Genomic DNA, 17,882 nt, shown 5'->3' with positions numbered 1-17,882 from the left:
AATCCTCAGGGCGCGTTGTCGCGGGCGGTCATACCACCCCGCGCCACCGGGTCAATCGCTCACGCGGCACTGGCCTCGGCATCGGGGGCGGGCGCGTCGCCTTCCTGCTCGGTCTCGCCGGGCGGCAGCATCGACACCAGCCGGACGCCCGGGCCCGCTTTCGCTTCTTCGTCGTCGGTGACGAAATGCGGCTCGCCTTCGGTGTCGATCCACGCCAGAAGCCGTGCCTCGGGGCGGTCCGCGCGCCATTTCTCGCGGGTATATTCCTCGGTCAGCTTGGTGACGCTGAACGCCCAGTCGTTCCACATCAGGCGGTTGAGCTCGTTATACGTGGCCTCCGACGCCAGTGAGCGTCCGCCAAGCGTCGAGGGCAGCGCGTGGCGCGCGTAGCCTGCCTTGTCGCGCGCGATCTGGTACACGTTCTCGCGCCCGAAATGCGGGCCCAGATCGGTGGCGACCAGCGTGTTGTAGGCGTCGTTGTCGGTGGCGGCGACGACGATCTTGTAGCCGTTCAGCTCGATCCGCATCTCGGCGGCTTCCGACAGGATATCGCCGAAGAACGTGTCGATGCCCGCCTCGCGCGCGCGCCGCAGATGGCCGCGGTTCGGGTCGGTGATGAGCACCGGGATCTCGGCCTTTTTCAGCGTCTCGGCCAGCGCCGTCGTCCAGCGGGATCCGCCCACCAGAAGGACGCCGGGTGTCTCGGCCGCCGTGAGCCCAAGGAACTTGGCGAAGGGCTTCAGCGTGAAGCCGTGCACCACCACCGATGCGGCCACCAGGATGAAGGCCAGCGGACCGATGATGCCACCGTCTTCGACGCCCAACTCGACCAGCCGCTCGCCGAAAAGGCCCGCGACCGCGATCAGCACCACGCCGCGCGGGCCGGTCGTCGCCACCAGGATCTGTTCCTTCCACGGGATCTTGGTCGTCGCCAGCGCCGCCAGCACCGTCACCGGCCGCGCGATGGACAGCACCACCACCACGAACACGCCCGCGCGCCATGTCAGTTGGCTCAGCGCGTTGAAATCCAGCGATGCGGCCAGCAGGATGAAGACGCCCGACACCAGCAGGATCGTCGCGTGCTCCTTGAAGCGGCGCAGCTCTTCGTAGGACGGCAGGTTCGCATTCGCGATCACGACGCCCATAATCGTCACGGCCAGCAGGCCGGATTCGTGCAGGATCTCGTTCGAGACCGCGAAGACGGCCAAGAGACTCGCGAAAAGGACCGGCACCTTCATGTATTCCGGCACCTTCGCCCGCCGATAGGCCCACGCCATGCCATAGCCGCCCGCCACGCCCAGCGCGCAGGCGATCAGGATGCCCGATACCAGCGAAAACACGGCCTCGCCCGCCTGCTCGGCGGTGCGCAGGACCAACACCACCTCGAAGGCCAGCACGGCCGCCAGCGCTCCGATGGGATCGTTCAGGATCGCTTCCCATTGCAGCAGGGCCGCGGGCCTGCGCGCCAGCCGGGCCGAGCGCAGGAGCGGCGCGATCACCGTCGGGCCGGTCACGATCATGATGCCGCCGAAGACCGCCGCCGTTTCCCACGTGGTGCCCGCGCCGTAACGCAGGGCCAGCGTGCTCAGCAGCCAGCCCAGCGGCGCGCCGATGAAGACCAGCCGTTTCACCCCTTCCGCCGCATCGCGCAACGTGTGGAAGTTCAGGGTCAGGCCGCCTTCGAACAGGATAATCGCCACCGCGATCGAGATCATAGGCCCGTATAACGGCCCGATGTCACGCGCGGGATCGAAGATGCCCAGAAGCGGGCCCGCGATAATGCCAGCCGCGAGCATCAGCACGATGGCGGGCATCCGCAGCACCCAGGCCAGCCACTGGCTTCCGACGCCAAGCACGCCCACCAGCGCGATCGCTGCCACCGGGCTCAACGCACCTTCCACTCCTGTCGCCATCCGCTTGTCCGTCCTTTTTGCCGCGCACACACGCACATACGGACCCCTATTTAGCGCAAACCACGGTGGGGGCGAGCCTGCTTGCACCCCGAAGTCCACGCTTTTAGATCGAACCGAACGTCAAGGAGCCCCAAATGACAGACCCAGCCCGCCGCGAGTGGTGGAAGGACGGCATCATCTACCAGATCTACCCGCGGTCGTTCCAGGATTCGTCGGGCAGCGGCGTGGGGGATCTGCCGGGCATCGTGCAGCGCCTGCCGCACGTGAAGTCCCTCGGCGTGGATGCGATCTGGATCTCGCCGATCTACCCGTCACCCATGAAGGATGCGGGCTACGACGTGAGCGACTATACCGAAGTCGAGCCCCTGTTCGGCACGCTCGAGGATTTCGAAACTTTGGTCCGCGCCGCCAAGGACCACGGTCTGAAACTGCTGCTGGACCTGGTGCCGTCGCACAGCTCGGACCAGCACCCCTGGTTCGTCGAGGCGCGCAGCTCGCGCACGGCGCCCAAGCGCGACTGGTATGTCTGGCGCGATCCCGGCCCCGATGGCGGCCCGCCCTCCAACTGGATCGCGGAATTCGGCGGCTCGGCCTGGGAATGGGACGAGGCGACCGGGCAGTATTACTTGCATATCTACATGGTCGAGCAGCCCGCGCTGAACTGGCGCAACCCGCAGGTGCGCGCGGCGATCCACGACGCGATGCGGACCTGGTTCGACCGCGGCGTGGACGGGTTCCGGGTCGATGCGGTCGAACACCTGGCCCCGGACGACCAGTGCCGCGACAACCCGCCGAACCCCGACTGGCAGCCCGGCCAGGGCCCCGCCCGGTCGCTGCTGCGCAAGTGGTCGTCGCACCAGCCCGCGGGCTTCGACGCCGTGACCGAAATGCGCGCCGTGGCCGACGCATTCCCCGAGCGCGTGCTGGTCGGCGAAGCCTACGGCACGCTGGACGAGGTCATGCGCTATTACGGCGACGACCTGGACGGCTTCCACTTGCCGTTCAACTTCCAGCTCATCGAATCGGCTTGGGATCCGCGCAAGATCGCCGACTTCATCCAGACCTACGAAGCCGCCCTGCCGCCCGGCGGCTGGCCCAATTGGGTGCTGGGCAACCACGACCGCGACCGGGTCGCCACCCGGTGGGGACACGATGTGGCCCGCGCGGCTGCGATGCTCTTGCTGACCTTGCGCGGCACGCCGACGATCTGGCAGGGCGACGAGCTGGGGATGGTCAACGAAGCCGTGCCGGACCACCTGATCCAGGACCCCTGGGCGCTGAACAACCCCGGAAGCGGGCTGGGACGCGATCCCGTGCGCATTCCGATGCCGTGGGACGACGGTCCAGGCCGCGGCTTCACCACCGGCACGCCGTGGCTGCCGCTGTCCTCGGTCCCGTCCGCCGCGGCGCAAGGCGACGATCCGCGCTCAATGCTGACGCTTCATCGCGCGCTGATCGACCTGCGGCGGCGCGAACCCGCCCTGTCGGCCGGGGACTGGTCGCTGCTCCACGCCGACGACGCCACGCTGGCCTATGCCCGCAGCCACCAAGGCCGGACGCTGAACGTCGCTCTGAACTTCACCGACCGCGATCAACCCATGCCCTGCCCCGGCACGCCGCTGCTGTCGACGCATCCCGATGGCCTGGGCGAAAATGGCGCTCAGAGCCTGCGGCCGAACGAAGGGGTGATCCTGTCGGCCTGACGGCGGCGTCCCGAGAGCCAATCGACGGTGTCAGATTTCCAGGTGATCGCCCACCAGCCGTTCGTGCTCCTGGATCGCGAAGCGGTCTGTCATGCCCGCGATGTAATCCAGCACGATCCGCGCCAGCGCGGTCTCGTCGCGCGCGTCCTCGACATCCTTGCGCCATTGCTTCGGCAGAAGGTCGGTGCGCTCCATGAACAGCGGGAACAGGCCCTCGACCACCTGCGTGACCTTGGCGCGCATCTCGACCACGCCGGGGGCCCGGTACATCCGGTGAAACAGGAAATCGCGGATCACCTGCAGATCGTGCCAGACCGGCTGCGAAAAGCGGATGATCGGCGCGCCCGCCATCCGAACCTCCGCGGCACTTTGCGGATCGAGCGCGGCCAAGCGCTGCCGCGCTTCGGCGATCACGTCCTCGACCAGCAGACCGAAGAAGCGGCGCAGGGCTTCATGCCGTCGGCGGTAGTAGTTCAGACCGGGATAAAGCGCGTCCACCCGCGCGAAACACCCCTGCAGCAGCGGAAGCTCGGCCAGCTCGTCGGTCGAAAACAACTCTGCCCTCAGCCCGTCGTGCAGATCGTGGTTGTTATAGGCGATGTCGTCGGCCAGCGCGGCCACCTGGGCCTCGGCGCTGGCATGGGTGTGCAGTTCCAGATCGTGGCGCAGGTTGTAATCGGCCAGCGCGTAGGGGATCGGTTCGGATACAGGGCCATTGTGCTTGGCGATCCCTTCCAGCGTTTCCCAGGTCAGGTTCAGACCGTCGAATTCGGCGTAATGACGCTCCAGAGACGTCACGATCCGGATAGCCTGCGCGTTGTGATCGAACCCGCCATAGGGTGCCATCAGCCGTTCCAGCGCATCCTCGCCCGTATGCCCAAAGGGCGGATGCCCCAGGTCGTGGGCCAGTGCCACGGCTTCTGTCAGCGCGATGTTCAGCCCGAGCACGCCGGCGATCGTCCGCGCCACCTGCCCCACCTCGATGGAATGGGTCAGCCGCGTCCGGAAATAATCGCCCTCGTGCTCGATGAAGACCTGAGTCTTGTGTTTCAGCCGCCGAAAGGCGCTTGCGTGGATGATCCGGTCGCGGTCGCGCTGAAAACACGACCGGTGCGCGCTTTCTTCTTCCGCGTGAAGCCGCCCGCGAGATCGCTCGGGATCCGCCGCAAATATCGCCTGCATGTCCAAGCCAATCTTGTTGTCGCTCTTGGTGCCCCTTATATTTGCAATGCTCCACCAATGCAGGGCGAACACAGCATGAACCTTCCGCCGAAAGTCACCGATCGCGCTTTTGCCCGCCTGTCCGAGATCGGCGCATCCGAGCAGGGTCAGGCCCTGCGCGTCGCGGTCGAAGGGGGCGGCTGCTCGGGTTTCCAGTATGAAATCAAGCTCGACGCCCCTGCCGATGACGACCTGGTGCTCGAAAAGGACGGCGAGCGGGTGCTGGTCGACAGCGTGTCCCTGCCTTTCCTCGCGGGCGCTGTGATCGATTTCAGCGACGAGCTGATCGGCGCGCGCTTCGTGATCGAAAATCCCAACGCCACCTCGTCCTGCGGCTGCGGCACGTCGTTTTCCATGTGATACCCGGCTTGCCCCGGCCCGGTCTTTCGGCCAGAACCGGGCCATGAAAATCGCCACCTTCAACATCAACGGCATCAAGGCGCGGATCGACGGCCTGACCCACTGGCTGTCGGACAGCGCGCCCGACGTGGCCCTCTTGCAAGAGATCAAGTCGGTCGACGATGGCTTCCCGCGCGCGGTGATCGAGGATCTGGGCTACACCGTCGAGACCCATGGCCAGAAGGGCTTCAACGGCGTCGCTATCCTGTCGAAACTGCCGCTCGAGGATATCACGCGCGGCCTGCCCGGCGACGAGAACGACGAACAGGCCCGCTATATCGAAGCCACGGTGATGGGCGACCGCGCCGTGCGGGTCTGCGGGCTCTACCTGCCCAACGGCAACCCCGCCCCGGGGCCGAAATACGACTACAAGCTGGCTTGGATGGACCGTCTGCACGACCGGATGGAGCAGGTCCTGGCGACCGAAGAGCCCGCGATCTTCTGCGGCGACTTCAACGTGATCCCGCAGGACGAAGACGCCGCGCGCCCCGACGCCTGGCGTGACGATGCGCTGGCGATGCAGCCCTCGCGCGAGGCGTTCCGGCGATGCCTTCACCTGGGCCTGACCGACGCCTTCCGGGCCTGTCACCAAGGCGGCGGCCATTACAGCTTCTGGGACTACCAGGCCAACGCCTTCGACCGCAACGACGGCATCCGGATCGATCACCACCTGATGACCCCGCAGGCCGCCGACCTGCTGCGCGACTGCTGGATCGAAAAGGACGTGCGCGCTCGGGAAAAGCCCAGCGATCACGTCCCCGTCTGGGTCGAGCTCGACGCCTGAGCGGAACCGCACCGCGGAATCGGCGTTTTGATCTCATGCGCCATCTCATCGTCCTGATCGCAATCGTCTTTTCCTCACCGGCCCATGCGTGCTTCAAAAGCGTGGGCGAGGTCGAGTGTCGCAGCACGTCTGCCTTCGAGCGGACGATCGACCGTCAGGCGGGATCCTGGCGCAGCGTGCCCGTCAGCGTGCGCACTGCCCCACGCGGTCCCGAGATTGGCAGCGTCCTGCCGCGCGAAGACTTCAACATCCTGCTGGGCACGGCGTATCTGGGCTTACCACCCGTGCGCGACGGCTGGGTTTACGTGAAGCTCGACCGTGACATTTACCGGGTGGACCGCACATCGCTCGAAATCCTCGAACGCATCCGCGATTAGGCAAATCCCTGCCGATCGCGCCACCGTGACGGGACATTCGCCTCGCAATCTGCGTTGAGAGTGTCCAAGCCAATCCCGAACCCAATCGAGGCCCGCCATGAACCGCATCGTCACTGCCACCCTAGCCCTCGCGCTTGCTGCCGCCCCCGCTTTGGCCGGGAACCACAAGTCCAACGGTCACAAGGGCAACGGCGGGAACAAGCACGGCAACTTCCAGGCCGCGCAGGGCTGCCCGCCGGGCCTGGCCAAGAAATCGCCCGCCTGCGTCCCGCCCGGCCTGGCCAAGAAGGGCGTCAGACGCGACTACCGGATCGGTGACACCCTTGATCGCGACTTCGATCGCTGGCGCGACTACGAGCGGTACGGCGTCCGGTTGAACGATGGCGAGCGCTTCTATCGCCGCGACGACATGATCTACCGCGTGCAGCGTGACAGCCGCGAAATCCTGGATATCCTCCGCCTGGCGGACCTGGTCCTGAACTGACGCGTCCGCACACCGATCCAACGAAGATCGCCCGGGCCTATCGTGGCCCGGTCAGACCCACGTGATCGTAGAGCTTGAAGCAGTAGGTCCACCAATCGACAAGCTCACCACGGTTTGCCGGATCGTCCCAATCGCCTGCGTCCCACCGATCCTCCCAGACGTGCAGCTTCCGGCGCGACATCTCGCCGACATAGGCGGCGTCGCTGCGCCGCGTCGCCTCTAGGCGAAACTGCTCTGCGGCATGCACATACATATCCAGAAAGTCGGACGAGCCCACTATGGGCGTCTGCTGGCCGATCATCGCATCGACCAGAACGCCACGTTCCACAAGGCTTTCGTGGATCGGCTGGCTTGCCTGCGCCGGGGCAAGCGCAGCAAGCAGAAGGAACGGGGTGAATTTCAACCCCGTTGCATGGCTCACTGGGTTTCTCCTTGGCATCCCAGCGCAGCCTAGCAATGGATTTCGACCAGATCGTGGCTCTTACTCCGCCGCCACCTTCCCAAGCCCGAGCATCGGCTTCAGATAGCGGCCGGTATGGCTTTCCGCATTCTCGGCCACGTCTTCGGGCGTGCCGACCGCCACGACCATCCCGCCGCCATCGCCGCCTTCGGGTCCGATATCGATCAGCCAGTCGGCGGTCTTGATGACGTCCAGGTTATGTTCGATCACCACGACCGAATTGCCCTGGTCCACCAGCTCGTGCAGCACCTCCAGCAGCTTGCGCACGTCCTCGAAATGCAGTCCCGTGGTCGGCTCGTCCAGGATGTAGAGCGTGCGGCCCGTGGACCGCTTGGCAAGTTCCTTCGACAGCTTCACGCGCTGCGCCTCGCCGCCTGACAGGGTCGTGGCCTGCTGGCCCACCTTGATATAGCCGAGGCCCACGCGCACCAGAGCGTCCATCTTCTCGCGGATGCTCGGCACCGCCTTGAAGAAGTCCTGCGCGTCTTCCACCGTCATATCAAGAACGTCGGCTATGCTCTTGCCCTTGAAGCGAATTTCCAAGGTCTCGCGGTTGTAGCGCGCCCCCTTGCAGGTCTCGCATTCCACATAGACGTCGGGCAGAAAGTGCATCTCGATCTTGATGACACCGTCGCCCTGGCACGCTTCGCACCGCCCGCCCTTCACGTTGAAGCTGAACCGCCCGGGCTTGTAGCCGCGCGCCTTCGCCTCAGGCAGCCCCGCGAACCAGTCACGGATCGGGGTGAAAGCGCCGGTATAGGTGGCCGGGTTCGAGCGCGGGGTGCGCCCGATGGGCCGCTGGTCGATGTCGATGACCTTGTCCAGATGCTCGAGCCCCTTGATCGTCTCGCAGGGCGCGGGCGTCTGGCGGGCGCCGTTCAGCCGCATGGAGGCGGTCTTGAAAAGCGTCTCGATGGTCAGCGTCGACTTGCCGCCGCCGCTGACGCCCGTCACGCAAACGAACTTGCCCAGCGGGTATTCGACCGTCACGTCGCGCAGGTTGTTGCCGCTGGCCTTGACGACCTTCACCGCCTTCTTCTTGCCCTTGCGCCGCTCGGCGGGCACCGGGATCTCGCGCCGACCGGCCAGGTAGTCGCCGGTCACGCTTTGCGGCTGCGCGATGATCTCGGCGGGGGTGCCGTGGGCGACCACCTGCCCGCCATGCACGCCGGCACCGGGGCCGATATCGAAGACGTAATCGGCCTCGCGGATCGCTTCCTCGTCATGCTCGACGACGATCACCGTGTTGCCCTGGTCGCGCAGGTTCTTCAGCGTGGTCAGCAACCGGTCGTTGTCGCGCTGGTGCAGGCCGATCGACGGCTCGTCCAGCACGTAAAGCACGCCGGTCAGACCCGAGCCGATCTGGCTCGCCAGCCGGATGCGCTGGCTCTCGCCACCCGACAGGGTGCCCGCGTTGCGCGACAGGGTCAGGTATTCCAGACCGACGTTATTCAGGAATCCCAGCCGTTCGCGGATTTCCTTGAGAATGGCGCGCGCGATCTCGTTCTTCTGCTTCGACAGGCTGCCCGGCACCCGCTCGCACCACTCGTAAGCCTCGCGGATCGACATCTGGACCACCTCGCCCACGTGCAGACCGTCGATCTTCACGGCCAGCGCCTCGGGACGCAGCCGGAAGCCGTGGCAGGTGCCGCAGGGGCGATTGTTCTGGTAACGCTCAAATTCCTCGCGGATCCAGCTCGAATCCGTCTCGCGGTAGCGGCGCTCCATGTTGGGAATGACGCCTTCGAAGGGGCGCGTGACCTCGTAGACGCGGCCGCCTTCGTCGTAGCGGAACTTGATCTGCGTGTCGCCCGAGCCGAACAGGAAGACGGCCTTCACCTCGTCGGACAGGTCCACCCACTTGGCCGATTGCTTGAACTTATAGTGCTTGGCGATGGCCTCGATCGTCTGCAGGAAATACGGGCTTTTGCCCTTGCGCCAGGGCGCCAGCGCACCGTCGGCGATCTTCAGGTTCTGGTCGGGGACCACCAGCCGTTCGTCGAAGAACAGCTCGACCCCCAGCCCGTCGCAGGACGGACAGGCGCCGAAGGGGGCGTTGAAGGAAAACAGCCGCGGCTCGATCTCGGGGATGGTGAAGCCACTGACGGGGCAGGCGAATTTCTCGGAAAACGTGTGCCGCTCGGGCTCGCCTTCGCCGGGCGCGGTCTCGAGGATGGCGATCCCGTCGGCCAGGTCCAGCGCCGTGCGGAACGAATCCGCCAGCCGTGTCTCGAGCCCTTCGCGCACCACGATGCGGTCCACGACCACGTCGATGTCGTGGCGAAACTTCTTGTCCAGCGTCGGCGGCTCGTCCAGCTCGTAGAATTCGCCGTCCACCTTCACCCGCTGGAAGCCCTGCTTGCGCAGGTCCAGAAATTCCTTGCGATACTCGCCCTTGCGGTCGCGGATGATGGGCGCCAGCAGGTAGCCGCGCGTGCCCTCGTCCATCTCCATGACCCGGTCGACCATGTCCTGCACCTGCTGCGCCTCGATGGGCAGACCGGTGGCGGGGGAATAGGGCGTGCCGACGCGGGCGAAGAGAAGCCGCATGTAGTCGTAGATTTCCGTCACCGTGCCCACGGTCGAGCGGGGGTTCTTCGACGTGGTCTTCTGCTCGATCGAAATCGCGGGCGACAGGCCGCTGATATGGTCCACGTCGGGCTTCTGCATCATGTCCAGGAACTGCCGCGCATAGGCCGACAGCGATTCGACATAGCGGCGCTGTCCTTCGGCATAGATCGTGTCGAAGGCCAGCGACGATTTCCCCGACCCAGACAGTCCCGTGATGACGACCAGCTGGTCGCGGGGGATGTCCACGTCGATGTTTTTCAGATTGTGCTCGCGCGCGCCGCGCACCTCGATGTTCTTAAGCTCGGCCATGACACCCCTCGTCGCCTGAACCTGTGACATAGGATCAGTCCCGCCTTTCGCAAACGCGAAATACGAACATTAGGGGAACATTAAGACATTATCCGGTCCGATGCACGGACAATCCGTCGCATCCCGAGCACGACCGCCAATCCGCAGGCCGCGCTCGCAGCGCAGGCACCAAACAGGAAGGGCGTGCCGCCAGCCGCAAGGCAGAGCGCGAATAGCGGCGTGCCCAGGACCGTGCCCACGTTGCCCAGTTGCGCGATGCAGCCCGAGGCGCGCGCGCGATCGGCGGTGCTGCCGTTGAGATGCGGGATCATCGCGAAAGAGGCGCCGGGGATCAGGCCCATCACCACGAAGACCGGCAGCACGAGCAGGACGGGTGCGACCAGCAACGCCAGCGCCCCGGCCAGGACCGCCCCGAAGGCCGCGGCGGCCACCTGGTCCGGAGTGACACGTGTCAGAAGCGGTCCGGACAGGAAGGTCCCCGCCAGGCCGCATAGCGGCAGCGCGACGGCCAGCCACGCCTTGCCGGTCGCCACGGGCAGCAGCGTGACAAAGGCCACGAAGACCAGCGTGTAGAACATGAAACCCGCCCCCGGCGCGGCCAGCCGCGGGGTGCTGTAGATCCGCCGATGCAGCGACACCGGGTCCAGGGTCATCGGCGTTCGCGTCTGCCGCTCCAATCGCCGTGCAAGCGGCACCGCGATGGCGAGCAGTCCCGCCCCGTGCAGACCCAGCAGAAGCGGCAATCCACCGGCGCCCAGAACCGATGGCACGATCAGCGCCGACAGCGTGAAGGACAGGCCGAAGAAAGCGGCCCAGATGGCCATCACGACGGGCCGGTCCCGATCGGATGCCGCCCCAGCCATCAGCGGCGGCGCGGCGACCACGATGCCCAGGTGCGATGCCCCCTCGACCACGCGCAGCAGGCTGAAGACGGGCAGCGGCGGCAGGAACGCCTCGCAGGCCGACACCCCTGCCCCAAGAACCAGCGATCCAAGGATCACGCGACGCGCCCCCAACGCGGCCACGACGCCACCGGCCAGCACGCCACCCAGGATACCGATGATCCCGAGCATCGACACCAGGTACGCCACCGCCGCCACCGGCCGGTCGAAATGGTCGGCAACCTGCGGAAGCACCAACGCAACCTTGGCAAATTGCGCCGCCGCCAGAAGCCCGGCCGTGAACAGCGCGGCGATCAGCGGCCAGTCAGTGATGGATCTGTCGGACATGGTGCGTGCAGATCACCCGAGCCGCGCGGGCACAAGCGCCCGGCCGGGCTCAGGCGGCGTTCTGCAGGGCCCGCACCGTGGCGCCATAGCCGCCTTCGTCCATGAAGGTGCGCTCGGACGGGGTCGTCGCCCGACCGAGCACCGCGTTGCGGTGCGGGAAGCGGCCGAAATCGCGGATCACTTCGCGATGGGCGCGGGCGTGCAGCAGGTTGTTCTCGGCCTCGGGCATCCGGGTCAGGAACAGCCGCACACAGCGGTCCTGGTCGGACAGGTTTTCCGAATGCATCAGCGGCAGGTAGAAGAATTGCCGAGCGGGCGGATCGATCCGCAGGTCCCAGCCGCGCGCGATGGCGATCTTGGCGGCCGCCAGGGCGAAGCGGTCCATGGCGAAGGCGCGCGGATCGCCCCGGAACATGTTGCGCGGGAACTGGTCGGTGACGATCAGGTAAGCCAGCGTGCCGGTGGGATAGGTCAGCCACAGCGACAACCCGCCTTCCGAAGCGCGTTCCCACGTTTCGCCGAACTGTTCGACGATCTTGCTGTCGAGCGCGTCGTCGGTCGCGTACCATCCTGACGGGCCGACCTCGTCGAGCCAGAAGGACAGAACTTCTTCGGGTGTGGACATCGCTCTCTCCTCGCTCAAGCGCCCCCACGCGTGTTTCAAGAGTGACGCAAAGGGTTCCGTTTCGCAACCGCCTTGGCCGATCTAGGCCTCGTCGTCTTCTTCCGCCTGCTCCTGTAGCCAGTCCTGAGCGGCGTCAAGTGTCACCAATGTGCTCGACGGCGTGACGGCGATGTAGGCGCCGTATTCGCTTCGGTCGGGTGCCGGGCGGCGGGTCATGCGATATCCCGCATAGGCCGCAAGGATGAACATCAGAACCATCAGGAAGACCCAGAACCCTTGGGGCCCCAACGAACCGATGAGCGCGCCGGTGATCAGCGGTCCCGCCACGGCGCCAAGGCCGTTGATGAACAGCAAACCGCCCGAGGCAGCCGACATGTCCTCATAGTCCAGGTAATCGTTGGTATAGGCGATCAGCAGCGCGTAAAGCGGATTGGCCAGGCCGCCCAGAAGGAACCCGGCGACGCAGAGCGTCGTCAGGCTGGGATCGGGCCATAATCCAAGAAAACACACCACGCCGCCCAGGGCCGACGACACCACGATGATCAAGCGTCGGTCCAAACGGTCGGACATGAAGCCGATCGGGTATTGGAACACCATTCCGCCCGCGTAGAACGTGCCCACGAACAGCGCCACCTGCGCCACCGGCAGACCGATCTGCGTGGCATAGACGGACGCCATGCCGAACTGCGCCGAAAACACGCCGCCGGTCAGGAAGATGCCCACGCAGCCCAGCGGGGACGACTGGAACAGCCGCCGCAGGCTCATGGGCTTGGTGGACTCAAAGGCCGGCGTCGGGCTGACCGACAGCAGGATCGGCGCGAAGGACATGGACACCAGGACCGACGGGATCACGAACAGCACGAAACCCGACGGATCGCCCAGCACCAGCAGGCCCTGCGCGGTCAGGATGCCCGCCATCTGGATGATCATGTAGACCGACAGCGCCTGGCCGCGCCGCTCGTTGGTGACCGAGTTGTTCAGCCAGGATTCCGCGGTGACATAGACGCCGGAAAAGCAGAACCCGATGACAACCCGCAGCAAGGTCCATGCCCAGGCATCGGTAATCGTCGGATACAGGATCAGCACCGCCGAGATGAACGACGCCAGCGCCGCGAAGACGCGGACATGGCCCACGCGGCGGATCATCTCGGGCGCCAGGCGCGATCCGCCCAAGAAGCCCACGAAATAGGCCGACATGATCAGCGACAGCTGGAAGGTCGAAAAACCCTCGATCTCGCCGCGCACGCCCAGCAGCGTGCCCTGCATCCCGTTGCCGATCATGAGCAAGCCCATGCCCAGGAAAAGCGCCCAGGCGGCGGCCAGAACCTTGAACATACGGTGTCTCCTGATCGCATGGGTGGAACGCTGGATCGCTTCGCGCCACTAGCAGGAAGATCGAAGTCTGCCCAGATCGAAATGGGCCTGGATCGCCCGGCCGACACGGTTTTCGCGCGCGTCGTCGGCGTGGATCCGGCAGCTTGTCTTGCAGCCCTGCAAATCCCGCGCTAAGAGCATGCACCACCACCGGCGGCGAGTTGGCGGAGTGGTGACGCAGCGGATTGCAAATCCGTGTACACCGGTTCGATTCCGGTACTCGCCTCCACCTCTTTCGGATGAGCCACCTCCGCGGCTCACCTGGAAATCACTTCCCATAAACGGTCCGAGTACTTTGCCCGATCCCGGCGCGAAGGGCACACGGTCGCCTGGATTCTTTACTATGACTACCGGACTTGATCCCGCGGGCGCATCCGGGGCGCGCTTTCGGAAACCGCTCCTCGGCGCGGCTCTTCACCCCCGCGTGGGTTGCACGGTCAATTCGGACGCCCCGACATCCCCGTAGGACGACACGCCGAGCTGGCCCAGCGCCCGCTCCAGCTCCAGCTTCAGGATTTCCATGGCGCGCTGCGCACCCGCGGCGCCACCGGCCCCGACACCGAAGGCCAGCGCGCGGCCCGCAAAGGTGAAGTCCGCGCCCAGCGCCTTGGCGCGCAGGACATCGGCGCCACGGCGCACGCCGCTGTCCAGCATGATCTTGATCCGGCCCTTCAGCGCCTCGGCGACGCGCGGCAAGACCTCGACCGTCGGCGGGCCGAAAGCGACCTGCCGACCGCCATGGTTCGACACGATGATCCCATCGCATCCCAGTTCGGCGCATCGCACGGCGTCCGCGGGGTGCAGGATGCCCTTGACCACCAGCTTGCCCTTCCAGCGCTCGCGCAGGCGTTCCAGGTCGTCCCAGGTGAAGCTGGGCGTAATCAGCGTCTTCTGCACGTCGGCATAGGACGTCGCCGCCTTCAGCAGATCGGCATAGTTGGCGATGTTGGGCTTACCCTGCGCCAGGCTTTCCATCGACCAGCGTGGATGCAGCGCCAGTTGGACCAGGATTTCGGGCGTGATCTTGAAGGGCACGCTCAGCTGGTTGCGGATGTCGCGGTCGCGCTTGCCCGCGGCGGGCACGTCGGCGGTGACCATCATCACCGGGTATCCCGCCGCCTCGGCCCGGTCGACCAGCCCGGCGGTCACGTCCGGATCGCCCGACACGTAGAGCTGGAACCAGCCATTGCCGTCGGCGGCCTCGGCCAGCTGTTCCAGTGTCGTCGAGGCGGCGGAGCTGGCCACGTAAGGAATGTTTTCGCGCTTGCAAAGCCGCGCAAGGATCAGGTCGGCCCCGGGCCAAAAGGCGTTCAACATCCCGATGGGCGCCATGCCGAAGGGCACGTCGAAGGTCTGGCCGAAGATCTCGGCGCGCATGTCGATTTGGCCCACATCCGTCATGTAGCGCGGCGTCAGCTCGACCTCTTCGAAGGCTTCGACGTTGCGGCGCATGTTGCGCTCGGATTCCGCCCCGCCATCGACCAGATCGAAGGCGAAGCGGGGGATCCGACGCTGGGCCATGGCCCTGAGGTCGCCGATGGAAGCCGCACGGTCCAGCCGCATCAGGTCGACCACCCGCCGTCGATGGCGAACGCCTGGCCCGTGGTGAAGGCCGACAGGTCGCCCGCCAGGTAGCACACCATCTCGGCGATCTCCTCGGGCTTGCCCAGGCGGCCCATGGGCTGGCGCGCGGTGAACTCGGCGTGGGCCTTTTCGTAGTCGCCGGTGGCCGCCAGCCGGTCCTTCAGCGACGGGCTTTCTACGGTGCCAGGGCAGATCGCGTTGCAGCGGACGCCGTCCTTGACGAAATCGGCGGCAATGGCTTTGGTCATGCCGATGATCGCGGCCTTGGACGCGCCATAGGCAAAACGGTTCGGTGCGCCCTTCAGGCTCGAGACGATCGACGCGATATTGACGATCGAGCCCGAGCCGGTCTTCAACATGCCGGGCAGCACCGCCTTGGTGACGCGATACATCGCCTTGGCATTCAGATCGAACGACCGGTCCCAGGCGGCTTCGTCGCAGTCCAGGATGCTGCCGCTGTGCACCCAGCCCGCGCAGTTCACAAGGATCTGCACCGGCGACACCTCGGCGACCAGCGCCGACACGGCGTCGGCATCCATCACGTCGAGCTTGCGGGCGGTGATATTCTCGGTGGTGGATGCCAGATCCTCGATCGCCGCGCCGTCGATGTCGGTGGCGATCACGCTGGCCCCGCGCGCGGCCAGTGCCTCGGCCGAGGCGCGGCCGATGCCCGCCCCCGCGGCGGTCACCAGCGCCGTCTTTCCCTGCAATGTCTGTTCCATCTGCTGTCCTCTCTCAACGTACAAGCCAGCCGCCATCCACGGTCACGACGCTGCCATGGCAATAGGCGGCTGCGTCGGAGGCCAGGAAAACGGCGGCGCCGGCGATCTCGGACGGCTCGGCGAAACGACCCGCCGGAATGCGGTCCAGCAAGGCCGCCGAGCGGTCGGGATCGTCGCGCAACGCCTGCGTGTTGTCGGTTGCGGTATAGCCAGGCGCGATGGCGTTCACATTCACGCCCTTCGACGCCCATTCGTTGCACAAGGCACGGGTCAGCCCGATCGCGGCGTGCTTGCTGGACGCGTAGGCGGGCACGTACAGCCCCCCTTGCGAGCCCAGCACCGACGACACCGTGATGATCTTGCCGCTGCCCTGGGCCACCATCCGGCGACCGGCGGCTTGCGACAGCAGCCAGACGGAATCCAGGTTGACGGCCAGCACGCGGCGCCAGTCCTCGAACTCCGTCTCGGTCGAGTCGCCCCGGTGGATGATGCCCGCGTTGTTGACCAGGATATCGAGCCCGCCCAGCGCGTCCGAGGCGAAGCTTACCACCTCGTCGGCCTGCGCGGCATCCATGCCGTCGAAATCGGCCCGCACGGCGGCGGCCTTCACGCCATGCGCCTCGATGGCCTTCAGCGTGTCGTCGGGCTGGTGGCTGCGATAGGTCAGCGCCACGTCGGCCCCGGCGGCGGCAAGGCCGAGGGCAATGCCCTCGCCGATGCCGGTGGCCCCGCCGGTGACCAGCGCCTTGCGGCCCGTCAGGTCGAACGGATTGGCCATCGCTCAGTACCGGTTCGCGATGGGCAGTTCTTCGGCCGGGAACAGGCTGATGACCTCGCATCCCGTTTCGGTGACGACCACCTCTTCCTCGATCCGCGCGGCCGAATAGCCGTCGCTGGCCGGGCAGTAGGTTTCCAGCGCGAAGACCATTCCGGTCTTGATCTCCATCGGGTGATCCAGCGACACGGCGCGGCTGATGATGGGCCGTTCGTGCAAGGCCAGGCCCAGCCCGTGGCCGAATTGCAGGCCGAAGGCACTGTCTTCGTCGGGAAAGCCGAATTCTTCGGCCTTGGGCCAGGCCTGCGCCACCGTGTCGGTGGAAACGCCCGGGCGGATCAGGTCGATGGACGCGTCGATCCATTCGCGCGCCTTCACGTAGGCGTCGTTCTGCCCGCTGGTCGCCCGGCCGATGTTGAAGGTCCGGTAATAGCAGGTCCGGTACCCCTGGTAGCTTTGCAAGATGTCGAAGAACGCCTGGTCGCCGGGGCGGAAATAGCGGTCGGTGAAGTTGTGCGGATGCGGGTTGCACCGCTCGCCCGAGATGGCGTTGATCGCCTCCACGTCGTCCGAGCCCATCTCGTAAAGCATCTTGTTGCTGAGCGCGACGATGTCGTTCTCGCGCACGCCCGGCTTCAGCTCTTCGTAGATCATGTGGTAGACGCCATCGACCATGCTGGCCGCCTGGGTCAGCAGCTGGATCTCGTCCCAGTTCTTGATCTCGCGCGCCGCCAGCATGATCTGCTGGCCGTCGACGATGTTCAGGCCCTCTTCCTTGAGCGCGTGGAACATCGCCGTTTCGGCGTAATCCACGCCCACCGGCATATCGCCCATGCCCGCGTCGCGGATCAGGCCCGCGATCTGGTGGGCGTATTTCTTCATCAGGCCGAACTCGGGCGGAATGGTGCCGCGCATGCCGACCACGCCGGCCAGGCAGTGCTCGGGCTCGAGCCAGTCCGAGAACTTCTTGTGGTGCATCGCGGCCGAGCCGAAGTCCCAAACATAGGGGCTGTCGTCACCCGTCAGCAGGCAGAAGCGGCACATCTTGTCCCGCTCCCATTCGCCGATCTTGGTGGCGCTGACGTAGCGGATGTTGTTCACGTCGAACAGCAGCAGCGTGCCTGCGTTGGACGCCTGCAGGGCCTGGCGGGTCCGCGCCAGCCGGTAGCGGCGCAGCCGGTCGTGGTCGATGCGGCGTTCGAAATCCACCGACATGTGGCCGGACGCGGGCAAGCGGCCCTCCCAGCGCCAGTTCGGTTCAAGATCCTGCGGTGTCAGCAGGTTGGGCATGAGTGCGCGAGACATGGGGTCCTCCTTCGGGTGCACCGGTTCGGCACCCGTTTGCGATTGAA

General features: G+C 66.0%; 16 protein-coding genes and 1 tRNA gene. 6 read left to right on the top strand and 11 right to left on the bottom strand.

Annotation, left to right across the window (positions count from 1 at the left end; all coding sequences use genetic code 11):
- Positions 1-59: 59 nt before the first annotated feature.
- Positions 60-1,913 (bottom strand): cation:proton antiporter, encoded by a 1,854-nt coding sequence (locus tag ILP92_RS03700; protein ID WP_198915024.1) that lies wholly within the window; start codon positions 1,911-1,913, stop codon positions 60-62.
- 134 nt (positions 1,914-2,047) lie between these two features.
- Between ILP92_RS03700 and ILP92_RS03695 the strand changes: the two genes are divergently transcribed.
- Entirely contained in the window at positions 2,048-3,616 is a 1,569-nt protein-coding gene (locus ILP92_RS03695) for an alpha-amylase family glycosyl hydrolase (protein WP_198915023.1), read from the top strand.
- A 30-nt stretch (positions 3,617-3,646) separates the two neighbouring features.
- On the opposite strand, the gene ILP92_RS03690 is transcribed toward ILP92_RS03695, so the two are convergent.
- Positions 3,647-4,798 carry a deoxyguanosinetriphosphate triphosphohydrolase gene (locus tag ILP92_RS03690; RefSeq protein ID WP_198915022.1) on the bottom strand — a complete coding sequence of 384 codons (1,152 nt, stop codon included), beginning with the start codon at positions 4,796-4,798 and terminating at the stop codon, positions 3,647-3,649.
- A 75-nt stretch (positions 4,799-4,873) separates the two neighbouring features.
- Here ILP92_RS03690 and ILP92_RS03685 point away from each other — a divergent pair, with 75 nt between their 5' ends.
- From ILP92_RS03685 to ILP92_RS03670, 4 genes are all read left to right on the top strand, one after another.
- Positions 4,874-5,197, top strand: coding sequence for a HesB/IscA family protein (locus ILP92_RS03685; protein ID WP_198915021.1), 324 nt, complete (start codon positions 4,874-4,876; stop codon positions 5,195-5,197).
- 43 nt (positions 5,198-5,240) lie between these two features.
- On the top strand, positions 5,241-6,020 hold the full coding sequence (gene xth / locus ILP92_RS03680; protein ID WP_198915020.1) for an exodeoxyribonuclease III: 780 nt from the start codon (positions 5,241-5,243) through the stop codon (positions 6,018-6,020).
- 35 nt (positions 6,021-6,055) lie between these two features.
- On the top strand, positions 6,056-6,397 hold the full coding sequence (locus ILP92_RS03675; protein ID WP_198915019.1) for a hypothetical protein: 342 nt from the start codon (positions 6,056-6,058) through the stop codon (positions 6,395-6,397).
- Positions 6,398-6,494: 97 nt separating this feature from the next.
- Entirely contained in the window at positions 6,495-6,881 is a 387-nt protein-coding gene (locus ILP92_RS03670) for a hypothetical protein (RefSeq protein ID WP_198915018.1), read from the top strand.
- A 37-nt stretch (positions 6,882-6,918) separates the two neighbouring features.
- Here ILP92_RS03670 and ILP92_RS03665 read toward each other — a convergent pair whose 3' ends face one another.
- The 5 genes from ILP92_RS03665 to ILP92_RS03645 all read right to left on the bottom strand — a co-directional run bounded on the left by ILP92_RS03665 (position 6,919) and on the right by ILP92_RS03645 (position 13,410).
- Entirely contained in the window at positions 6,919-7,302 is a 384-nt protein-coding gene (locus ILP92_RS03665) for a hypothetical protein (RefSeq protein ID WP_198915017.1), read from the bottom strand.
- 60 nt (positions 7,303-7,362) lie between these two features.
- Complete coding sequence (gene uvrA / locus ILP92_RS03660; RefSeq protein ID WP_198915016.1) at positions 7,363-10,221, bottom strand: excinuclease ABC subunit UvrA; 2,859 nt, start codon at positions 10,219-10,221, stop codon at positions 7,363-7,365.
- Between the two features lie 80 nt (positions 10,222-10,301).
- Positions 10,302-11,450, bottom strand: coding sequence for an MFS transporter (locus tag ILP92_RS03655; RefSeq protein ID WP_198915015.1), 1,149 nt, complete (start codon positions 11,448-11,450; stop codon positions 10,302-10,304).
- Between the two features lie 49 nt (positions 11,451-11,499).
- Positions 11,500-12,075: a DUF924 family protein gene (locus tag ILP92_RS03650; protein WP_198915014.1), complete on the bottom strand. Its 576-nt coding sequence runs from the start codon at positions 12,073-12,075 to the stop codon at positions 11,500-11,502.
- A gap of 81 nt (positions 12,076-12,156) precedes the next feature.
- Positions 12,157-13,410 (bottom strand): MFS transporter, encoded by a 1,254-nt coding sequence (locus tag ILP92_RS03645; protein ID WP_198915013.1) that lies wholly within the window; start codon positions 13,408-13,410, stop codon positions 12,157-12,159.
- A 194-nt stretch (positions 13,411-13,604) separates the two neighbouring features.
- On the opposite strand from ILP92_RS03645, the gene ILP92_RS03640 reads away from it, so the two are divergent.
- Positions 13,605-13,678: transfer RNA gene (locus ILP92_RS03640), tRNA-Cys, on the top strand.
- Between the two features lie 185 nt (positions 13,679-13,863).
- On the opposite strand, the gene ILP92_RS03635 is transcribed toward ILP92_RS03640, so the two are convergent.
- From ILP92_RS03635 to ILP92_RS03620, 4 genes are read right to left on the bottom strand one after another with little or no spacing between them, the layout of a single operon-like run.
- Positions 13,864-15,024: an alpha-hydroxy acid oxidase gene (locus ILP92_RS03635; RefSeq protein ID WP_198915012.1), complete on the bottom strand. Its 1,161-nt coding sequence runs from the start codon at positions 15,022-15,024 to the stop codon at positions 13,864-13,866.
- Positions 15,012-15,755, bottom strand: coding sequence for an SDR family oxidoreductase (locus tag ILP92_RS03630; protein WP_198915011.1), 744 nt, complete (start codon positions 15,753-15,755; stop codon positions 15,012-15,014). Before ILP92_RS03630 ends, ILP92_RS03635 begins: the two co-directional genes overlap by 13 nt.
- A gap of 13 nt (positions 15,756-15,768) precedes the next feature.
- The gene (locus ILP92_RS03625) at positions 15,769-16,533 is read right to left on the bottom strand and encodes an SDR family oxidoreductase (RefSeq protein ID WP_198915010.1); all 765 of its coding nucleotides are present in this window, start codon (positions 16,531-16,533) and stop codon (positions 15,769-15,771) included.
- 3 nt (positions 16,534-16,536) lie between these two features.
- Positions 16,537-17,835 (bottom strand): M24 family metallopeptidase, encoded by a 1,299-nt coding sequence (locus tag ILP92_RS03620; RefSeq protein WP_198915009.1) that lies wholly within the window; start codon positions 17,833-17,835, stop codon positions 16,537-16,539.
- Positions 17,836-17,882 lie beyond the last annotated feature (47 nt).

The sequence above is a fragment of the Palleronia pontilimi genome (assembly GCF_016412875.1).
GTDB lineage: Bacteria > Pseudomonadota > Alphaproteobacteria > Rhodobacterales > Rhodobacteraceae > Palleronia > Palleronia pontilimi.
Note: the sequence above shows the minus strand (reverse complement) of the source record. Positions and strands in the feature narration are given on the sequence as shown.

What these genes read in the sequence shown, in the direction of transcription:
- ILP92_RS03695 (WP_198915023.1), top strand. Translation starts at nt 2,048, where the DNA reads ATGACAGACCCAGCCCGCCGCGAGTGGTGGAAGGACGGCATCATCTAC.
- ILP92_RS03700 (WP_198915024.1), bottom strand. Translation starts at nt 1,913, where the DNA reads ATGGCGACAGGAGTGGAAGGTGCGTTGAGCCCGGTGGCAGCGATCGCG.
- ILP92_RS03620 (WP_198915009.1), bottom strand. Translation starts at nt 17,835, where the DNA reads ATGTCTCGCGCACTCATGCCCAACCTGCTGACACCGCAGGATCTTGAA.
- ILP92_RS03690 (WP_198915022.1), bottom strand. Translation starts at nt 4,798, where the DNA reads ATGCAGGCGATATTTGCGGCGGATCCCGAGCGATCTCGCGGGCGGCTT.
- ILP92_RS03645 (WP_198915013.1), bottom strand. Translation starts at nt 13,410, where the DNA reads ATGTTCAAGGTTCTGGCCGCCGCCTGGGCGCTTTTCCTGGGCATGGGC.
- xth (WP_198915020.1), top strand. Translation starts at nt 5,241, where the DNA reads ATGAAAATCGCCACCTTCAACATCAACGGCATCAAGGCGCGGATCGAC.
- ILP92_RS03630 (WP_198915011.1), bottom strand. Translation starts at nt 15,755, where the DNA reads ATGGAACAGACATTGCAGGGAAAGACGGCGCTGGTGACCGCCGCGGGG.
- uvrA (WP_198915016.1), bottom strand. Translation starts at nt 10,221, where the DNA reads ATGGCCGAGCTTAAGAACATCGAGGTGCGCGGCGCGCGCGAGCACAAT.
- ILP92_RS03675 (WP_198915019.1), top strand. Translation starts at nt 6,056, where the DNA reads ATGCGCCATCTCATCGTCCTGATCGCAATCGTCTTTTCCTCACCGGCC.
- ILP92_RS03670 (WP_198915018.1), top strand. Translation starts at nt 6,495, where the DNA reads ATGAACCGCATCGTCACTGCCACCCTAGCCCTCGCGCTTGCTGCCGCC.
- ILP92_RS03655 (WP_198915015.1), bottom strand. Translation starts at nt 11,450, where the DNA reads ATGTCCGACAGATCCATCACTGACTGGCCGCTGATCGCCGCGCTGTTC.
- ILP92_RS03650 (WP_198915014.1), bottom strand. Translation starts at nt 12,075, where the DNA reads ATGTCCACACCCGAAGAAGTTCTGTCCTTCTGGCTCGACGAGGTCGGC.
- ILP92_RS03685 (WP_198915021.1), top strand. Translation starts at nt 4,874, where the DNA reads ATGAACCTTCCGCCGAAAGTCACCGATCGCGCTTTTGCCCGCCTGTCC.
- ILP92_RS03625 (WP_198915010.1), bottom strand. Translation starts at nt 16,533, where the DNA reads ATGGCCAATCCGTTCGACCTGACGGGCCGCAAGGCGCTGGTCACCGGC.